The sequence below is a fragment of the Thermanaeromonas toyohensis ToBE genome, assembly GCF_900176005.1.
GTDB classification, from domain to species: Bacteria; Bacillota; DSM-521; order Neomoorellales; family Neomoorellaceae; genus Thermanaeromonas; species Thermanaeromonas toyohensis.
The window spans coordinates 3084868-3104959 of the sequence record NZ_LT838272.1 but is presented as its reverse complement, the minus strand read 5'-3'; the positions used below and the strand labels follow the sequence as shown (position 1 = coordinate 3104959).

Annotated in this window: 16 protein-coding genes; all 16 read left to right on the top strand. The window is 51.3% G+C overall.

Annotated elements, in window-relative coordinates; translation table 11 throughout:
- The first annotated feature begins 162 nt into the window (after window positions 1–162).
- The 16 genes from B9A14_RS15615 to B9A14_RS15540 all read left to right on the top strand — a co-directional run bounded on the left by B9A14_RS15615 (window position 163) and on the right by B9A14_RS15540 (window position 20046).
- Window positions 163–975 carry a response regulator gene (locus tag B9A14_RS15615; protein WP_084666750.1) on the top strand — a complete coding sequence of 271 codons (813 nt, stop codon included), beginning with the start codon at window positions 163–165 and terminating at the stop codon, window positions 973–975.
- A 76-nt stretch (window positions 976–1051) separates the two neighbouring features.
- Window positions 1052–1873 (top strand): GGDEF domain-containing protein, encoded by an 822-nt coding sequence (locus B9A14_RS15610; RefSeq protein ID WP_084666749.1) that lies wholly within the window; start codon window positions 1052–1054, stop codon window positions 1871–1873.
- A 73-nt stretch (window positions 1874–1946) separates the two neighbouring features.
- A complete protein-coding gene (locus B9A14_RS15605; RefSeq protein ID WP_084666748.1) occupies window positions 1947–4106 on the top strand; it encodes an HD domain-containing phosphohydrolase in 2160 nt (719 codons plus the stop codon).
- A gap of 105 nt (window positions 4107–4211) precedes the next feature.
- The gene (locus tag B9A14_RS18350; protein WP_084666747.1) at window positions 4212–4367 is read left to right on the top strand and encodes a diguanylate cyclase; all 156 of its coding nucleotides are present in this window, start codon (window positions 4212–4214) and stop codon (window positions 4365–4367) included.
- 161 nt (window positions 4368–4528) lie between these two features.
- Window positions 4529–6109, top strand: coding sequence for a sensor domain-containing diguanylate cyclase/phosphohydrolase (locus B9A14_RS15595; RefSeq protein WP_084666746.1), 1581 nt, complete (start codon window positions 4529–4531; stop codon window positions 6107–6109).
- Between the two features lie 54 nt (window positions 6110–6163).
- Window positions 6164–7315, top strand: coding sequence for a S8 family peptidase (locus tag B9A14_RS15590; RefSeq protein WP_172839188.1), 1152 nt, complete (start codon window positions 6164–6166; stop codon window positions 7313–7315).
- Window positions 7305–7631: a hypothetical protein gene (locus B9A14_RS15585; RefSeq protein WP_084666744.1), complete on the top strand. Its 327-nt coding sequence runs from the start codon at window positions 7305–7307 to the stop codon at window positions 7629–7631. Before B9A14_RS15590 ends, B9A14_RS15585 begins: the two co-directional genes overlap by 11 nt.
- Before the next feature lie 114 nt (window positions 7632–7745).
- Window positions 7746–9938 carry a DNA helicase PcrA gene (pcrA, locus tag B9A14_RS15580; RefSeq protein WP_084666743.1) on the top strand — a complete coding sequence of 731 codons (2193 nt, stop codon included), beginning with the start codon at window positions 7746–7748 and terminating at the stop codon, window positions 9936–9938.
- 13 nt (window positions 9939–9951) lie between these two features.
- Window positions 9952–11982 (top strand): NAD-dependent DNA ligase LigA, encoded by a 2031-nt coding sequence (gene ligA / locus B9A14_RS15575; protein WP_084666742.1) that lies wholly within the window; start codon window positions 9952–9954, stop codon window positions 11980–11982.
- A gap of 70 nt (window positions 11983–12052) precedes the next feature.
- Entirely contained in the window at window positions 12053–12829 is a 777-nt protein-coding gene (locus B9A14_RS15570; RefSeq protein ID WP_084666741.1) for a DUF169 domain-containing protein, read from the top strand.
- 55 nt (window positions 12830–12884) lie between these two features.
- Window positions 12885–13352: an HAD family hydrolase gene (locus B9A14_RS15565; RefSeq protein ID WP_084666740.1), complete on the top strand. Its 468-nt coding sequence runs from the start codon at window positions 12885–12887 to the stop codon at window positions 13350–13352.
- 27 nt (window positions 13353–13379) lie between these two features.
- Window positions 13380–15068: a PucR family transcriptional regulator gene (locus B9A14_RS15560; RefSeq protein ID WP_084666739.1), complete on the top strand. Its 1689-nt coding sequence runs from the start codon at window positions 13380–13382 to the stop codon at window positions 15066–15068.
- A 153-nt stretch (window positions 15069–15221) separates the two neighbouring features.
- On the top strand, window positions 15222–16172 hold the full coding sequence (gene arcC / locus B9A14_RS15555) for a carbamate kinase (protein WP_277995825.1): 951 nt from the start codon (window positions 15222–15224) through the stop codon (window positions 16170–16172).
- Window positions 16173–16194: 22 nt separating this feature from the next.
- A complete protein-coding gene (locus B9A14_RS15550; protein ID WP_172839187.1) occupies window positions 16195–17064 on the top strand; it encodes an oxamate carbamoyltransferase subunit AllH family protein in 870 nt (289 codons plus the stop codon).
- A complete protein-coding gene (fdrA, locus tag B9A14_RS15545) occupies window positions 17049–18593 on the top strand; it encodes an acyl-CoA synthetase FdrA (RefSeq protein WP_084666736.1) in 1545 nt (514 codons plus the stop codon). The genes B9A14_RS15550 and fdrA overlap by 16 nt, the downstream gene beginning before the upstream one ends.
- Before the next feature lie 46 nt (window positions 18594–18639).
- Complete coding sequence (locus B9A14_RS15540) at window positions 18640–20046, top strand: YlbE family protein (protein ID WP_084666735.1); 1407 nt, start codon at window positions 18640–18642, stop codon at window positions 20044–20046.
- Window positions 20047–20092: the final 46 nt, after the last annotated feature.

Here is a 20092-nt window from a genome sequence, read left to right as displayed (position 1 = left end):
AATTGGCAGTTGATGTCGAATCTAGATAACGTGATTAGTGGGATCGGAAACATAGCAATATGAAAGTTTCGAGACGCTGAAGACGGGTTGAATATAAACCCTTGATAAATTCGGGATTGGATTTGGAAACCGAGAAACCAGTCCCAAAGGGGGCTAACCTCCTTGCTAGCTTTACCGGAAAAAAGCATCTTACTGGTAGAGGACTCAACCCTCACCAGATTTTCCTCCAGGAGGGCACTAGAGGAAAAGGGTTACCTGGTGGACGAAGCTATAAGCGGTCAGGAGGCGCTGGTTAAGGCCAGGGAAAAGGAAGAACCATACGACCTGGTAATCCTCGACATCCACCTCCCGGGAATGGACGGTCTGGCGGTGCTAGAGAACCTTAAAAGCCTGCCGGAGTATCAGTACGTACCAGTCATGGTGGTGACAGTCGAGAGCAACGTATCAGTGGTCAAGCGGGCTATAGAGCTGGGGGCGGTGGAGTATCTCTGCAAGCCCTATTCGATAGAGGAGCTGGTGCGCCGCGTAGAGAAACTGATAGGCCCAGGCGCCAGGGGAGAGTTTACTCCCATAGAGCTGCTCCATAAAGTGCTTAGAAACGAGATTAACCGGGCGAGCAGGGGCGGGCTGAAGCTAGCCCTGGTCCTGGCCAGGTCTGAAGGGTTGGGCAAGGGGAAGATAGGCGAATGTGCCAGGCAGGCGCGGCGGCGCCTGCGCGAAATAGATACCGTCATAGAGCTGAGTAAGAGTACGCTGGCGCTGGTCCTTCCCCTTACGGGGAAAGAAGGAGCACAGGTAGTAATAACAAAACTGGCGGGGCTTTTGCCGGGGACGTGGAGTTACGGGATTGCGGTATACCCTGACAATGGGAAGGACGGGGAGGAGCTTTTCGCCTACGCCGAAGCTTCTTTAAAAGAGAGCTGGGAGAAGAAAAACCCTGGAGCGTCTGTTCAGCAGCAACCTCCTGACACTTAGCACTTAAGAAAAAAGTGCTTATCACCAATAGAGAGTAAAGTAATAGCGGCTAAATTTTCTGCCGGGAGAAAAGGGGATGAGCCTGGAAAGAGTTTACTCTATCGACTGGCTGCGGGTGATATGCAAGGGAAGCAAAGGCCTTATTTATCTCCTAGCACTTACCTGGCTGCAATGGTTTACCCGTACTTCTAAACTTAAGGTTAGAACGGCCGGGGTTTTGCTTTTTATCGGCCTGCCCTTATTACTAGCCGGGATTTTCTTGGACCTTTTAGGAGAGTTTTTCTACCTCTCCCCTCTGGTTAAAAGAATCGCAGGCGAAATCATCCTTGCCAATGCCGGTACCGCTTTGGTCCTTTACTCGCTGGTTCTGATGGTTGTGGAGCTGGCCCGGACTTCATGTCAGTACCAGCGTGAAGCCGAAAGCGACCCTCTTACCGGCCTTTACAACCGGCGGGCTTTTTTTGCTGCAGCAGATTGCGTACTTAAGGAAGCTTCAGCAGGAAGGCGCAGCCCGGCACTGGCCATTCTAGACCTGGACAACATGAAGGAAATCAACGACACCTGGGGACACCAGTGTGGGGACGAAGCGCTCAAGCAGGCAGCGCGGGCCATCCAGAAAAGCGTCCGGGAGGGGGACGTGGTAGCCCGTTACGGGGGCGATGAATTCGTTATCCTCTTCCCCGATAAAGGGCCGCGCCTGGAAACTCTCCGGGCCCGGCTGGAAAAGCATCTAAAAGCGATATGCTTTTCTGGCGCAGAGATACCTTTGAGCCTATCGGTGGGGCTAGCGCGGTTTCCAGCAGACGGGAAGGACGTAGATACACTGCTTGCGGTGGCCGACGCCAGGATGTACGCGGACAAGGAAGCAAAGAGCGGCTACAAAAGGAACGGCATTTAACACTCCCGCTGCTAGTATGGAAGTCCAGGCCTTTTCTGGCGAGCACTGCCAGCAGGAGGTATGCGGTTCCTTCATGGAAAGAGGGAAATTGATGCAATACTACGAAGAACTAAAGCAGCTTGGCTTACAAAGACTTCAAGATAGCATGAGCCAGGCCCTGGGGCTGGCAGCTCTAGTTACCGATAAAGAAGGAAACCCCCTCACCAGAACCTCCAACCTATGCCCTTTCTGCGCTCTGCTTAATGCTAATCCGGAAGGAAGAGCCAGGTGTGCGGCTTCACGTGTAATCTCTGCCAGGGCTGCCGTGGACGCAGGGAGGGCGGTCCTCGACACCTGCCATGCCGGGCTGGTGCACCTGGCAGTACCCCTTCGGGTAGCGGGAGAAACAGTAGCGGTACTGGTGGGTGGGAATGTGACGCTTAAGCCCCTTACAGAAGAGAGAGTGGCCGGGCTGGCCCGGGAGACAGGCATTGACCGGGAAGAGCTTTGGGCAGCGGCCCAAACAGTATCTCTCTGGCCTGAAGAACGACTTTGGATTGCAGCGGAGATGATGCGGGCAGTAACAGAAACCGTAGCCCAGCTGCTGTACACCAAGCAGGAATTCCAGAAAAAGGTAGACGAACTCACCGCCCTCTTTGAATTCAGCAAAACAGTTTCTAGTAGCCTTCAGGTGGCCGAAGCCGCCCGGAAGGCGCTCCGGGCGGTGCTGGAATTGACCGGGGCCACCAGTGGGTCGGTGATAATGCTTAGCGAAGCGGAACAAGGGGCGGCAGCTCTTGAAGTGGCGGCTACCCTGGAGCCCTCTAACGACTTAAAGGTTATTCCAGCAGGGGAAATAATAGCTGCTGTTGGGCGGGAAGCTATCGCCACGTACTTTGACAGCCGTCCTAAAGAAAGCACCCCCGAAGAAAGGCGACCGGCAATTGCCATACCGCTTACAGTTGGGGGTAAAGTAACAGGGGTACTCACCCTAGCAGGTAAACCAGGGGGGCAACGCTTCACCGAAGAAGAAGCCATCTTCCTGACCACCCTGGGCACTATTCTGGGGCTGGCGTTAGAAAATGCCCGGCTTTTCCGGAAAGTGCAGGAAAGGGCAGCGATGCTTGAACGGCTAATCGAAGTAGGGCAGGTGTTATCGAGCCACCTTGATGTAGACCTAGTACTGGAATCGGCCCTGGCAAGCGTGAGGGACGTGCTGGGCGCACGGTGGTGTGCCCTGCGGGTGCTTGACGAAAATACCGGCGAACTGGTACTTAAGGCTAGCTTAGGTATGAGCCCTAAGTTGCAAGAAAGGGTCGCCCGCGTCCGGCCGGAGGGCAATTTGCTGGGTGAAGTACTCCAAAGAGGGGAGCCCATAGTAGTGGAGGACCTGGCCGCAGGCGAATCCGGCGGGCACCTGCCCTACTACGCCCTTGAAATGCGGGCCCTGATTGTAGCGCCCGTGAAAGCGGGCGGGAAGATACTGGGTACACTAAAGGTTTATTCTCCTGTACCGCGCCGCTGGTCGGAAGAGGAAGTTGAATACCTAGGTACCGTTGCAGCTCAAATCGGGCTGGCCCTGGAGAACGCCCGCCTTTACTCCTCCCTGCGAGAATACTACTTAAGTACCGTACAGGCCCTGGCAGCGGCCTTGGAGGCCAAGGACGTATACACGAGGGGACACTCCATCCGGGTAGCTAAATGGGCACGCTCCTGCGCCCGTATACTAGGACTTAGTGCTGAAGAAGAGGAACAGGTCTACCTGGCTGGCCTTCTACACGACCTGGGCAAAATTGGCATACAAGAGGAGATTCTTCTCAAACCGGGCCCTCTCACCCCAGAAGAAAGAAAAGAGATGCAAGCTCATCCTGAAATAGGAGCCAGGATCCTGGAACCGGCCCGGTTCCCTGCGGCAGTCATTTTAGCCGTGCGGCATCATCACGAAGACTATGGGGGCGGTGGTTATCCCGCCGGCCTTCAAGGAGAGGAGATCCCGCTTCTTGCACGCATTATTCGTGTGGCCGATGCTTACGACGCCATGACCTCTGCAAGGCCTTACAGGCAGGCCTTTACCCCGGAGGAGGCGCGGGAGGAACTGAAACAGTGTGCAGGCCGGCAATTTGACCCCCGGGTGGTAGAGGCATTTCTGCGGATACCGCAGGAGGAAATGGAAGATATTGCTACACCGGGGGGGGGGGGTACCCTGATAGCTTTGCTTGGCGAAATACTTTTTTTACTGCGGCGGACACGCTGACCCGAACCGGGCATACCATGCTAGAGAGGGCAACGACCGCTTGGGATAAACAGGAAGGCTGGCAAACACTGGATAGCGCGCCGTGTAACCTAGGCGGTAACAGTAATATACTTTCCAAACGAGCTTAAATTCGTAGCGTATGCTACCAAATTGGTCAGCTATGTCGTCCTGAACCTGGATAACATGAAACAGATAAACGATACCCTGGGCTACCAGGTAGGGGATGAAGTTTTAAGGGCAAGGGCTAGCCTACCATCCTGAGGATGGTAAAGACGCCCGTTCTCTTCTCTCCACTAAATAGTGGAGTTTACCTAAAGAGTTGAACTGTGGTGGCCAGAGTATAACCGAGGATCACACTTTTTAGATTCTCGAAAAAGGGAAAATACCCTGAAAAGAGGAGCATAAAGGAGACCGGGGAGGACATGAACCTAAGCCAACGAAAAGATGAACTTCACCAACTGGTAGAGGCTCTACCGGAGGAGAAAACCGAGGTAGCCAAGGAAGTGCTGACACTCCTCCTTAATCACGGAAGCGGCATCCCGCCAGAAGGCTTAGTGGAAAGGCTTCATCTTCTGGAAAGGATCATCGACTGCCTCCCGGACGCTACCCTTGCCGTTGACCGCCAGGGGAGGGTGCTAGTGTGGAACCTGGCCATGGAGGAAATGACGGGCGTCAAGAAGGAAGAAATTTTGGGAAAGGGAGAATATGCTTACGCTATCCCGTTTTATGGGATACAGAGGCCCATCCTTGTAGATATTTTGCTCGGTAATGGTAAAGAGTGGGAACAGGAATATGAAAAGGTGGAGAGGAAGGGCCATATTCTTATTGGTGAAGGTTTTGCCCCTTGTGCCTATGGCGGGAGGGGGCTTCACTTCTGGACGCTTGTAGCCCCTATACACGACGATAGGGGAAACCTCTTAGGAGCAGTCCAGTGCATCCGCGACATTGGCGAGCGCAAGAGGATGGAAGAGGAACTAAGGCTTTGGAGCACGCGCGATGCCCTTACAGGCCTTTATAACCGGGCCTTTTTTGAAGAAGAGCTACAGCGACTGGAAAAGGGCCGCTCCTTCCCTATAAGCCTTGTTCTTTGCGATCTTGACGGTTTAAAAATAGTCAACGACATGCTGGGGCACGAGCAGGGTGATGAGCTTTTACGCCGCGCGGCAAAGGTGATCGCGGGCTGCGTCCGGGGGTCTGATGTAGTGGCCCGGGTTGGCGGAGACGAGTTTGCCATAATCCTTCCCCAAACAGGCCGGAAGACAGCTGAGGAAGTGGCCAGGCGTATAATTGAAGCTGCAGAAAAGGATACCGCCCAGCACCCGGACCTTCCTTTAAGCATTTCTGTGGGGGCAGCAACAGCAGAAGATAATTCCCGGCCTCTCCGAGAAGTATACAAGGAAGCAGATGATGCGATGTATATGAACAAGCTAGCTAGCGGGAAAGACCCGCGGGCGGCGGTAATTCGCGCCCTTAAGGCAGCCCTGGCGGAGAAAGACTTTCACAACACGGAACGTATGAAAAAGATGGTTTGCCTGTTGGGGGAAGCGATGGGTCTATCACGCGAAGAAATGGATAATCTCCGCCTCCTGGTGGATGTGCACGACATCGGCAAGCTGGTAGTGCCAGCCAGTATCTTATTAAAGCCTGGTCCTCTTACAGAAGAAGAATGGGAAGAAGTCCGGCGGCATCCTGAGGTGGGGTACCGTATTGCCCTCTCTTCCGGGGAGCTGGCCAGAGTAGCTCCTTATATTCTTCAGCACCATGAGCGGTGGGACGGGCGGGGTTATCCCCAGGGCTTGCGGGGAGAGCAAATTCACCTTTTGAGCCGCATCCTGGCTATAGCTGATGCTTATGATGCCATGACGTTAAAGAGGCCTTACCGCCGTCCCTTAACCCACGAGGAGGCGTTACAAGAGCTTAAGAGGTGCGCGGGTAAGCAGTTTGACCCGCACCTTATAGAAATTTTTGTAAAGCTATTCCCTTTAAGAAAGTATCCACCCTGAACCCCACGCATAAAATGTAAGGTATAAAGGACTAAACTTCCGGGAGGAATGCTCGTGTTACCTTTATTTATCCTTTGGTACACGGTAGTCCTGGCTTGGGAGGCCAGCCAGCTCTTGACTTCCGGTGCAAAGGAGCGAAAGATTATCTTATTTTCCCCAGAGGTTTCTCAGGAAAGGGGCTACCAGATAGTAAGATCCCATGGTGGCCGGGTGGTAAAGGAGTTACCCCTTATTAACGGTGTAGTGGCGGAGTTTCCTCCCGAACGAGAAGCTTTAGCAGCTTTAGCTAGGCATCCGCAAGTCCAGGCTTTAGAGGAAGATGGGATAGCAGAGACTTGTGGCTTACCTTGCCCTGCAAGCTTAACTAGGGAGGATATTCCCTGGGGGGTAGAACGTATTGGTGCTCCAGCAGCCTGGGAACGGACTATGGGAGACGGAGTAAAGGTAGCCGTTTTAGATACTGGAGTGGACTCTTCCCATCCTGATTTGAGGGGAAACCTTAAACGACGCGTTAACCTTAAATTTCCAGGATACCCAGCGGGGGACGGCAACGGCCATGGGACCCACGTGGCTGGAATTATAGCTGCTGCCTACAATAACCTAGGAGTAATAGGTGTAGCTCCCCGGGCGGAAATCTATGCTGTAAAAATTTTGGACCGCTGGGGAAAGGGCTATATTTCCGACATCGTGACTGGGTTGGAATGGGCTGTCAAGAATAAAGTCCATATTGCCAATATGAGTTTGGGGACCAGTTCCCAGAGCCTAGCTTTGAAGAAGGCGGTGGAAGTAGCCTTGAAAGCTGGGATCCTCCTAGTAGCTTCTGCCGGTAACGGGGGGAAGAATGGAGAAGTTTTGTACCCTGCCCGCTATCCGGGGGTTATTGCTGTCACGGCCACCACCAAGCAGGACACCTTAGCTGACTTTAGCAGCCGGGGCCCGGAAGTTACAGTGGCAGCACCAGGGGAGAATATTCTTTCTACTTATCCCGGTGGCCGCTACCAGGTTATGAGCGGGACTTCCATGGCTGCACCTCATGTGAGCGGGGTTTTAGCTTTAATTCTTGCTGCTAACCCTAGTTTAAAGGCAACGGAGGCCCGTAGAATTTTAGAGGAGACAGCTCATAAGCTCCCGGGTTTGACTCCTTATGAGCAGGGGTCGGGGCTGGTTTATGCTGGGTGGTTGGGGGTGAGTTCGGATGGAGGGTAATTTGGAAAGATTACGTGAGCGCCTCTTAGAAGCTAGAGCAGCGGGGAAGACTAACTTAGCAGAAGTTTTGAAAGAGATGGGTATCTCTCCAGATAACCCAGATATATTAACCCAATTACTAGCCCAGGCAGGATTAGATCCCGCTGCCATTGGTGATAAAGGAAAGCTTATCCAGTTGATTACTTCCCTAAGCCAAAGCCTTTCACCTGGGATTAAAGAAAATATTGCCAACCTCTATACTCACCTAGTCCAAGAGATGGGGGGTGAGCTTCCCGAGGACCTTAAGGATTTTCTGGGGGAATGGAAAGAGAAATAAAATGAAGCCGTCAGGATATCCCTGGCGGCCTTATATTTTTATGCGTTAAAATAAAAAAATAGAGGCAGGAAATTAACAAAGGTGCAGCGAAAACACTTATAGCTTCGGCAAGAGGTGGAGGCTTTGTTTGATTTCTTAAATACCTTGAATCCCCAGCAGCTGGCAGCAGTATGTCACCGGGGTGCTCCCTTGTTGGTTTTGGCCGGGGCCGGAAGCGGCAAGACCCGGGTCCTTACTTATCGTGTGGCTCATCTGCTTCTGGAGGGTGTAGAGCCGGAGGCTATCCTGGCCGTTACCTTTACTAATAAAGCGGCCCAGGAGATGCAGGAACGGCTGGAAAAGCTAGTAGGTGAGGCGGCCCAGAACTTATGGGTGAGCACTTTTCATTCAGCCTGCGTGCGGATCTTAAGGCGGGACATCCGCCTTTTAGGATATAGTCCTAATTTTGTTATATACGATACAGACGATCAGCTAGCCTTATTGCGGGAAGTTTTGAAGGAATTAAATATAGATGAAAAGAAATTTCCACCCCGTTCGGTGGCTGCTGCTATTAGTAATGCTAAAAATGCCCTGTACAATCCAGTGGATTATGCGGCTTTAGCTAGTACCTATGCTGAAGAGAAGGTAGCGACCATCTACCGGGCTTACCAGGAGAGGTTAAAGGGATTAAATGCCCTGGATTTTGATGATCTTCTGATGCTTACTGTAACCTTATTTCAAGAGAATCCCTTGGTTTTGCGCTATTACCAGCACCGCTTTGAGCATATTCTGATCGACGAGTACCAGGATACCAACCATGCCCAATACGTATTAGTAAGGCTTTTAGCAGGCAGAGGAGATAACCTATGTGTAGTAGGTGATCCAGATCAATCCATTTACGGCTGGCGAGGGGCGGACATTGGAAATATCTTGGCTTTTGAAGAAGATTTCCCCAATGCGAAGGTAATTCTTCTGGAAGAAAACTACCGCTCCACCTGGCCCATCCTCCATGCCGCCAATGAAGTAATAAAGCACAACGTGGGGCGCAAGGAGAAGAAGCTGTGGACCAGAAAGAAAGAAGGGGAACCCCTATACCTCTATGAAGCCCAGGATGAGCAGGATGAAGGTAATTTTATTGCCCAGGAGATTTTAAGGCGCCATCGTGAAGAAGGCCGCCCCTTCGGTTCTTTTGCCGTTCTTTATAGAACTCACGCCCAGTCCCGGGCTCTAGAGGAGGCTTTCATTCATCTAGGTATACCTTATGAGATTATAGGAGGCCTTAAGTTTTACCAGCGAAAAGAAATTAAGGACATACTGGCTTATTTGCGGGTGGTAGCTAACCCTGCGGATACCTTTAGCTTAAAGCGCGTCATCAACGTTCCGCGAAGGGGGATAGGCGAAGCTACGTGGTCTAAGCTAGAACTCTTCTGCCGGGAGAAGGGTGTGACTATAGTAGAGGCTTTAAATAGGGCAGAAGAGATCCCCGGCTTGGCTTGGCAAAAAATACTTACCCTTAAGGAATTGGGGAAATTACTAGAAAGCTTAAGGCAGGAAAAGGATATACTACCTGTAACTGAGCTAGTAAAAAAGGTCCTTGTAGAAACTGGCTACCAGGCAGAGCTGGAAGCGGAGAAGACCCCTGAAGCTCTAGCTCGCTTAGAGAATATAAAGGAACTTCTTACGGTTACACGTTCTTATGATGCCCAAGAAGGGGAAAAAAGCTTGGAAGGCTTCCTGTCCCAGGTGGCCCTGGTGGCCGAAGCCGATAGTTTCAGCGGCGGTGATGTGGTGGCTTTGATGACTCTCCATACAGCTAAAGGTTTAGAATTTCCGGTAGTATTTTTGGCGGGTATGGAGGAAGGTGTGTTCCCCCATTTCCGTTCCCTCACTGATCAGGAAGAGTTAGAAGAAGAGCGCCGCTTGTGCTATGTGGGTATGACCAGGGCCCAGGAGGTGCTGTACCTTACCTATGCTGCTTGCCGGCATTTTTATGGTACAACCTTAAATAGCCCTCCTTCCCGGTTTTTACAGGAAATACCCTCTGAGGTAATACAGCCCTGGGGCGAGAGGTACACCCGGAAAGAATTTGCTTTTCCGGTAGCCAAGCCTGAACTTAAAGTCCTCCCTGGCGGCAAGGCCGCTCCAGGGAGAGACAGAGCTTCTATTACTTCCTTGGCAGTAGGGGATAAGGTACGCCATGCTAAATTTGGTATCGGTGTAGTAGTCCGTATAAAGGGGGAGGGGGAAGATGTCCAGGTTATGGTAGATTTTGCCGGATTGGGGCTTAAAGAATTACTCCTAAGGTATGCACCTTTACAGAAGGTGTGAGGTGGAGGAGTAAATGGTGAGTATTACCCGGGAAGAAGCAGAAAAGCGCCTTAAGGAACTACGTAAGATCATTGCTGAGCACGATTATCGTTACTTTGTTTTAGATGCTCCTATTATCACGGATCAGGAATATGATGCCTTGATGCGGGAGCTCCTGGAACTAGAGAGGCGCTTTCCGGAGCTGGTGACTCCAGATTCTCCTAGCCAGCGGGTGGGAGGGGCACCGCGGCCTGAGTTTGCTACTGTACGGCATCGCCAGCCTTTACTTAGCCTCTCCAACGCTTTCAGTGCGGATGACGTCAGAGAGTTTGACCGTAGAGTGCGGGAACTGGCGGGTCGTCCGGTGGACTATATAGTAGAGCCCAAGATAGATGGACTTTCGGTGGCTCTGACTTATGTGGATGGGGTTTTCACCACCGGGGCTACCCGGGGGGATGGGGAGGTGGGTGAAGACGTTACAGCCAATTTACGTACAATAAAGGTTTTACCTTTATACTTACGCCAGCCTGTTTCGAGACTTGAGGTACGGGGTGAGGCTTACATGCCCAAAGTAGCCTTCGCCCGCTTAAACGAAGCACGAGAAGAAGCAGGTGAACCCATCTTTGCTAATCCCCGTAACGCGGCAGCTGGATCCTTACGCCAGCTGGACCCGCGGGTTACAGCCTCCCGTACCTTAGGCCTTTTTGTATACCAAGTATTATATATTGAAGGGCCAGGGCCATCCACCCAGGCGGAAGCCTTGGAGTATCTAGAGGCCCAGGGTTTCCCTGTAAATCCCTACCGTCGCCACTGCCATAATATAGAGGAAGTCTTAGAGGTTATCTCCGAATGGACCCCGGAGAAACGGGCCGCTTTGCCTTATGAGATCGACGGTTTGGTAATAAAGGTGAACGATTTGGCCCTACAGCGGGCCTTAGGGGCCACGGCCAAGAGCCCCCGCTGGGCTATAGCCTATAAGTTCCCCGCTGAGGAGGCTATCACCCGTATACGGGATATCATTGTTCGAGTAGGCCGTACCGGAGTGTTAACTCCCACGGCTATACTGGACCCGGTCCGCCTGGCAGGTAGTACCGTAAGCCGGGCTACCCTCCATAATGAAGATATCATCCGGGAGAAAGATGTACGCCTGGGTGATACAGTAGTGATCCATAAGGCGGGAGATGTGATCCCGGAGGTTATTAGAGTCTTACCTGAGCGCCGGACCGGAGAAGAAAAGGAGTTCCGTATGCCGGAGCGTTGCCCCGCCTGCGGGGCGCGGGTGGTACGGGAACCCGGGGAGGCGGCCCATCGGTGCACAGGGGGTCTAGCCTGCCCGGCCCAGGTTAAGGAGCGCATCATTCATTTTGCTTCCCGGTCCGCTATGGATATCCAGGGTTTGGGTCCAGCGATAATTTCCCAGCTTTTAGAGGCCGGGCTTATCCGAGATGCGGCGGACCTCTACTATCTTAAAGTCGAAGATCTCCTACCCTTGGAAAGGTTTGCCGAACAGTCAGCAAATAATTTAGTCTCCGCCATCCAGAAGAGCAAAAATAACGGGTTGGAGAAACTCCTTTTTGCCTTAGGTATCCGGCATGTAGGAGAAAGGGCTGCCCGTACCTTGGCCCGGCATTTTGGTACTTTAGACCGACTTAAGGAGGCTAGCTTTGAAGAGCTAACTTCCCTTCCCGACATCGGGCCTAAGATTGCAGCCAGTATTCGGGACTTTTTTGCCGAGCCCTTAAACCTAGAAGTAATAGAGAAGCTCCGCCGGGCTGGAGTCAAGATGGAGGCTGCAGAAGAGAGGGAAGAAACAGGTCCGCTGGCAGGGAAAACCTTTGTACTTACTGGCACCCTTCCCCATCTTACCCGGCAGGAGGCTACGGAACTCATCCTCCGAGCAGGGGGTAAAGTATCGAGCAGCGTAAGCCGACGGACGGATTACGTGGTCGTAGGAGAAAATCCGGGCTCTAAATACGATAAGGCCCGCGAGCTGGGTATCCCCCTTTTGGATGAGGAAGGGTTGCTAAAGTTAGTGAGGGGAGAGCAAGAAGTAAAAGCCAAGTGACAGAAAGAGAGACGTCCAGACAAATTGATTTACGGAGGATAATTTTGCAGGGGAGAGGAGAGAGGAACAAATGCCCGATGTTGACAAGAAGCTTTTAACCCAACGGTTAGTGGAGCTTTTACGGCTAGATACTAACCCTGTAGGAGTTAAGCTTTACCGCTCGAGGGAGGAACTGCCCCGGCGGCCTCTTAACTGGAAGGTGAATATCTGCCAGCTGGTCTGCCAGGCTCGTTACCAGGGAAAGTTTAATTCTGGGACGCCGGATTTGATGGTGTGCGCTATTGGTGCTGCCTGCACGGGGCTTATCAAAACACCGGAAAGATTCACTAATGGAAAGGCAGCGGTGGGCCGGTATGTGGCTGACGAGGCTGCGGGCCGTAAATTTATGGCTAATACTTATAAGTTAGGTGATAAGGGCAAGCAATATGACGCTATTTATATAGGGCCCTTGGCCGGGTTTAAGGATCTGGACCCGGACGTAGTGGTGATCTACGCCAATCCAGCCCAGGTGATGCGCCTGATACATGGTTGTGTTTTTGAGACTGGCGAGTGCGTTAAGGCAGATACAGTTGCGGAAGCAGCCCTGTGTTCTTCTATAGGATTTGCCCTAGGAGAAGAGCGGCCCATCATTGGGTTCCCCTGTGCTGGGGACCGTACCTTCGGTGGCACGCAAAAGGATGAATTGGTCTTTGCTTTCCCGTATAACTTTTTCCAGACCTTGGTTGAAAATCTAGAGAGTCTCCAAATGGCAGGAGGACAAGTTTACCCAGTGGGCCCCTTCATGGCTTGGACACCTACTATGGTTCCCGCTTATACTATACAACCTGAGGACCTTGAGCAAATTTAGTAATGGTAAAGGTCAAAGGGGATTGGACCTATTTTACTGGGGAGGGGAGAAGCAGATGCTTCAAATTCAGTTGCCCCACCAGGCTATCGAGATTAAGCATATTGTACTAGATTTCAATGGGACCCTGGCCCTGGATGGGGTTTTGTTGCCGGGGGTCAAGGAAAGGCTTCAAGATTTAGGGAAGTTCGCCGAACTCCACGTCTTTACTGCTGATACCTTTGGTAGCGCTGCCCGAGAGTGTGCTGGCCTTCCTGTGAAGATGGTCCGGGTGAATGCACGAGAGGGCGGGGCGGACAAGGCTAGGCTAGTGAAGGAACTAGGGGCTCAGCATACGGCTGCTGTGGGCAACGGTCATAATGATGCGCTTATGTTTAAGGAAGCGGCTTTAAGCTTACTGGTACTAGGGGAAGAAGGTGCAGCTATGAGCGCCCTTATGGCTGCCCATATAGTGTTCCCCAGTATTATCGCTGCCTTGGATTTCTTGCTTAAGCCTCAAAGGGCTGTGGCCACCCTAAGACCCTAGGATTATGGGAAATCGGGTGTTATTATTATGTTCCACGAAGTAGGTATTACTGTTGAAGAAATCCTTAGCCTCGCAGAATTTAAAAATGTTAAGGTGGTCGGCGGAAGGCAAGGTTTAGGCCGTGTTGTTACCAACGTAAACGTTATGGAAGTCCCCGATATACTAGACTGGATCCGGGAAGGGGATCTTCTCCTAACAACGGGCTATGCCATCCGAGATGATCTTAAAGCCCAGCGGGAACTGGTGCCTAAACTTGCCGCTAAGGGCTTGGCAGCTTTAGCCTTTAAACCAAAGCGGTATATTGATACGGTACCCTCCTATATGGTAGAGGCAGCTAACAGTTGCGGTTTGCCTCTTTTAGAATTACCGTATGAAGTTAGCTTTTCGGACCTCATGTCAGCTGTCTTAGCTCAAATCGTTAACCGCCAGGCTCGGTTCTTAAGGAGGAGCATGGGTGTCCACCGGCAATTTGCGAATCTAATTTTAGAAGGCGGCTCTCTAAAACAGATGGGGAATGCTTTGGCTAAACTTCTTAAGGCGGTGGTACTAGTAGAGGACACTTTAAACTTACGGCGGGAACTCGCAGGGCTAAATTGGGCTAAAGGAACGGAAACCTTAGCCTTAGCTCTCTTAGAAAGGCCGACGGAGCTCTCAGTTACGGAAACTTTGAGGGATAAAATAGAAGGTCCAGTAATGACTTTCCAGCGGGAACGGGTAGAAGCGGAGGGCTACCAGGCAGAGCTAATAAGGATACCTTTGGTAGTGGGAAATGAGCATTATGGATGTATAAAAGCACTTAAGTTCGACGATAGTTTTTCTTTTCTAGACCTTTTGAACTTAGAACGGGTATGCTTTTTTATAGCCCTGGATGTAATCCGCTGCCATGGTATTGCCCAGGTAGAGCAAAAATATAAAACAGAGTTTTTGGATCAGTTGCTTATGAGTGAGAATATCTCTGATGAGGCTACTTTCATCGCCCGCGGTAGAACCTTTGGCTGGGACCTTACTCTGGAATATATAGTTTTATTACTTAATGTATTGCCCGTAAAGAAAATGAAAGATCTGACCCAAAATGAGAGAATATCCCAGCTAGTAAAAAGCCAGGCGATTACTTTAATTGATGACTTTTGCCGGAGGAATAGTTTAAAGCATATTTTAACTAGCCATTCTTCGGGTATCCTTCTTGGCCTTCACCCTCAAGGTGCGGGCCAAGGGGAGAGTATCTCCTGGACACAAGAGATGGTTAAGAAGTTACGTCAAAACCTCTCCCGTTGGTCAGTTACCATTGGCATAGGTCGGCCGGGCAAGGGTATAGCTGGGCTTAAGAGAAGCTACTACGAGGCCCGGATAGCCTTGGAACTGGGACAGATTATATTTGGACCAGGTCAAGATATCTATTACGATAACCTGGGGATTTACGGGCTTCTTCTTGGCCAAGCGGGACCAGAGGAGCAAAAGCGTTTCGCCTTAAGAATCATGGGCCCGCTGTACGAATATGATACCTTTAAAGGTGGGGAACTTCTAAAGACCTTAGAAGTATATATCCAGACAAATTGCAACATTAAACGTACTGCAGAGCTCTTATTTACCCATTATAATACCGTTCTATATAGGTTAACTAAAATTAAGCAGATCACCGGCTTTGATCCGGATGATCCCGAACAAAGGCTTACTTTGCAAGCAGCCTTGAGGTTGTTCAAGATATTTAATAAATAATCTTCTTTTTAATCTTTTTCCCCTCATTCCCTAGTGGATGAGGGGTTTTATCTTTTAATAATGGGTAACGGATAAATTTTATAGCTCTTCTACAAAGGTTTAAGCGGGGTCTTCTCGGAAGATCTATATCAAATCAAAACTAAAGGTCCAGGAGTGGAAAATAAAATGCAGACGGTGGTACTGGCGCTAGGGGGGAACGCCATAACCAGGGTAGGAGAGCGGGGCACCTTTCCTGAACAACTTAAGAATATTGCTAAGGTTGCCGAATCTATAGCGGAGCTAGTAATAGCTGGGTACCGCGTCCTTATTACCCACGGCAACGGCCCTCAGGTCGGGAATCTCTTGATTAAAAATGAGCTAGCCAAGGACGTGGTCCCCCCCATGCCCTTGGATGTGTGCGTAGCTAATACACAAGGATCCCTGGGTTACGGGATTCAGCAGCAGTTAAGGAATGTACTTCTAGAGAAGGGATGCGAGAAGGAAATAGTAACTTTCGTTACCCAGGTGGTAGTAGATCCTCACGATCCTGCCTTTTATAATCCTACCAAGCCTGTGGGGCCGTTTTATACAGCTGAGGAAGCTCGCCAGATGGAAAAAACTAGAGGGTACCGTATGGTAGAGGATAGCGGACGCGGGTGGCGGCGTGTAGTTCCTTCTCCCCGGCCTTTAGCCATTGTGGAAAGGAAGGCCATCCGCAAGGCGCTGGAGGAAGGTTTTGTAGTGATAGCAGCTGGCGGAGGAGGGATACCTGTAGTACAGGATGAGAAAGGGCATCTTAAGGGGGTAGAAGGGGTCATCGATAAAGATTTAGCAGCAGCCAGGCTAGCCAGCGATATCGGGGCCGATGTATTGCTGATGCTGACCAGCGTTAGGAAGGTAATTATTAACTTTGGGAGGCCCGGGCAAAAGGAGCTTGACTGCATGACCGTAGAGGAAGCAAAGCGGTACTTTAAGGAGGGGCATTTTCCACCAGGAAGCATGGGCCCTAAAGTAGAGGCGGCTATTACTTTCCTTGAGCAAGGAGGCCAGAAGGCGATTATAGGTCTCCTGGAAGAAGCCCGGGAAGCTCTGCAGGGGCAGGCAGGGACAGCTATTGTGCACTGAACATGGGGGCATACTCCATTATTTGCCAGTTGTTCGCCGAGGAAAATATTTTTCCCTACTCCTAGAAGGTAAACAACCCTTTTATATTCATAGCGTATTTGACCGGGCTATAAACCTGGTGAGCGACGGAGCTTTTCTTGCGCTATTACCCCAGGAGCGAGGTGGCGGGGAAGGTTACGCCACTATAGCTATATCCCGGGGCATTTCCTTTACCGGCTTGGGCCTTTTTCCAGGTTACCAGGTGGAGGCAGAAGATGGATACCGGGTAAGGCTCGCCCCTAAAGTTTTAGTTGACTTTAGCCTTAGCCTCCCCTGGGAAAGTCCCTTAAAGGGAATTAAGGCGCCTTTATATATAAAGGAAGAAAACTTAAGGTTATTGCAGGCGGCCTTAGAGGGGAGTACGGTGCCTTCGCCCTTTAAATTAGTATTGGCGGGAAGTAAAAATGAGCTGATACTGTTAATACACAAATTAAGGACCTCTCTATTGCTGCAAGATCCCGAGGGGCTAGAAGAAGCCTTAAAGGGGTTAATAGGATGGGGTCCTGGACTTACGCCCAGCGGAGATGATTTAATTTTGGGCTTAAGCCTTACCCGGACCATCTGGCGAAAAGCTTATGGGTTGCAGGAAGGAATATGGGAAAAGAGGGTGACTTCTTTATTGGGACGCACCTTGCCCTTAAGCGCTTTTTTTCTAAAGGAGGCCCTGCAAGGCCGGGGACACGAATTTATTGAAAAGGTTCTGGCCTGCGTCTTGGGAAAAACTCCCAGGGAGATGGGGGAAGCAGTAGAAGAGCTTCTGGGGGTGGGAGGAAGTTCAGGCTTTGATATGGCCTTAGGAGTGTACTTAAGCCTTGAGTGGCAGAGGAGGGATAACTGGTGTTTAAACGGATAACGGTGCGCCATAACAGCTATTACGATTCCGTAACCTTGATGAGCCTGACCCAGGAGATACAGAGATTGCCCGGTATTCGGGAAGCCCTGGTGGGCATGGCTACAGATCTTAATAAAGAGAGTTTAAAAGGGATGGGATTTTATACCCCAGAGGTAGAGAAGGCTGCGGCTACAGACCTTCTTATCGCCCTAGGGGCAGAAAGCGAAGAAGCCTTATATGAAGCGGAAGAATTGATTGAGGAGAAGTTGGCCCCCAGGGTTCAGTCCCGGGCTGCTGGACAGGAGGAGATATATAATTCCCTGGAGGAAGCCGTACTGGAAGGGGCGGGCATAGCAGCCATTTCTGTTCCCGGAGCCTATGCAGCGCGCGAGGCGAGAAAGGCACTGGAGCATGGGCTTCACGTGTTCCTGTTTAGCGACAACGTTTCCTTGGAAGAGGAGGTAATGTTAAAGAAGTTAGCGCAGGAAAAAGGGCTTCTCGTTATGGGACCTGACTGCGGGACAGCAGTTGTAGGAGGGCTAGGCCTAGGATTTGCTAATAAAGTAAGACCCGGTCACATAGGGATCGTGGCTGCCTCGGGAACAGGGCTCCAGCAAGTTTTAGCAGTAATAGATCGGCTGGGCGAAGGGATTACCCATGCCATAGGCACTGGTGGCCGCGATCTCCGGCAGGAAGTGGGCGGTATAACAACTTTACTCGCCCTGGAAATGCTAGAGCAGGATGAGAATACTAAGGTTAAAGTAGTTATCTCTAAGCCACCAGCGCCTGAGGTGCGGGAGAAGGTGGTCCGAGCCCTGGAGGAAGGTAGTAAGCCTGCGGTTGTATGCTTTATGGGCGAGATGGGGGGCGAGGATAGAGGTAAAGTTAAGTTTGCCAGGAGCCTAGAGGAGGCTGCAGTCCTGGCCTGCTCTATGGTTTCCGGGAAGGAAAGAAGTTTATATTACCAAGAAAAAGATATTGAGGAACTAGCGCGGGACCTTACCGGTGGCCGACCAGTACGGGGGTATCTGCGGGGCCTGTACTGCGGGGGTACTTTATGTGATGAGACCCTTACTTTTTTAGCTCATAAAGGGATCCCGGTCTACTCTAATGTAGCTTGGGAGCCAGAACTTCTGCTTAAAAGTCCGGAAGAAAGCCGAGCCCATTCCTGCCTGGATTTGGGAGATGATTATTTTACCCGCGGCAGACCCCATCCTATGCTGGAGCCTGGTCTAAGGGTGCCCCGTTACCTTAAGGAGGCCCAGGACGAGGAAGTAGCTATACTCCTATTCGATGTAGTTTTGGGCTTTGGGTGTCATCCTGACCCAGCAGGAGTAACCGCAGAGGCTGTACGGGAGGCCACGAGAATAGCCAGGCAATCGGGACGGCAACTTATCCAGATAGCTGTCCTGGTAGGTACGGAAGGAGATCCGCAAGGTTTGCGGGAGCAGGAAAAAATATTGCGCGAAGCAGGCGCTACTGTGCTTTATTCTAATTATGCTGCAGCCCAATTAGTAGCAAGACTTATCCAGGGCTCCTTGTCGAGCTAAATAAACTGCACCAAGGCGAACTTACTGGCTTAAGGAGGCGCAAAAAATGGCATACCTGGCCAACTGGCCGCCGGCGCTTAAAGTGGTCAACCTAGGAAGTGAAGTATTTGCCAGGTCTATGCGTGAACAGGGAGCGACTGTCTATCAAGTTAGGTGGGAGCCACCGGCGCGGGGCAAGGTGGAACTTATCAAGATTTTAGATAGGCTAATTGGACGGGAGGATATCGAGGAGGCTAACCGGCAGGCCTTAGAGCGTTACCATGCCGCCCAGCCGGTGCTTATAGGGATCGGTAAAGCAGGAGAGGTTATACCAGGCTTTAAGGAGCGTATGCTCCTCCATGCAGGACCCCCCATAACCTGGGATAGGATGTCAGGGCCTTTGAGGGGAGCCATAATAGGGGCGATCCTCTTTGAAGGATGGGCTAAAACTCCGCAGGAAGCGGAAAGGCTGGCTGCTAGGGAGATAGAATATTCGCCCTGCCATGAGCATTCTAGTGTCGGTCCTATGGCCGGTGTGGTCTCACCTTCCATGCCGGTGTTTATAGTGGAAAATAAGACCCATGGCAATCGGGCCTATTGTACCTTAAATGAGGGCTTAGGGAAGGTTCTCCGCTATGGGGCCTATAGTCCTGAGGTTTTGGAAAGATTAAAATGGATGGGTGATGTTCTAGCCCCTGTGCTCGGGAAAGCCATAAAGCTTGCTGGGGGGGTGGACCTAAAATCCCTTATCGCCCAGGCCCTGCATATGGGGGATGAAGTGCATAACCGTAATAAAGCGGCCACCTCTTTGTTTATGCGGACCATCGCTCCTTATATTTTAGAGACGGGTTATCCCCTCTCCGATCTCCGGCGGGTTCTGGAATTTATTAACGGGAATGACCACTTTTTCCTTAATCTTTCCATGCCAGCAGCCAAAGCTATGCTGGAGGCGGCCCATGGGATCCCTAAGAGCACCATAGTCACGGTCATGTCCCGCAACGGTACAGAATTCGGGATCAAGGTAAGCGGGTTGGGTGACCGGTGGTTTACTGGGCCTGCCCAAAAGGTTAAGGGGCTGTATTTCCCCGGGTTCACCGAGGAGGATGCTAACCCTGACATAGGAGATTCTGCCATTACGGAAACTGCGGGTTTGGGTGGATTCGCCATGGCCGCGGCCATTCCTATAGTACAGTTTGTAGGCGGTACCCCAGAAGATGCCCTTGAGTTTTCCCGCAAGATGTACAGTATCACGGCAGGGGAAAACAGGTTCTTTACCATCCCTGTATTAGGCTTCCGGGGTACGGCCACCGGGATAGATATACGCAAGGTGATAGAGACGGGTATTCTACCGCAGATCAATACCGGGATCGCCCATAAAGACCCGGGTATAGGCCAGGTGGGTGCTGGACTAGTCAATCCGCCCTGGGAATGTTTTGAGAAGGCCTTGTTGGCTTTTGCTGAACAGTACACTTAAAGCTATCTTAAAAATTTCTGTTTGCTTTTGGTCACTATGGGGGCCG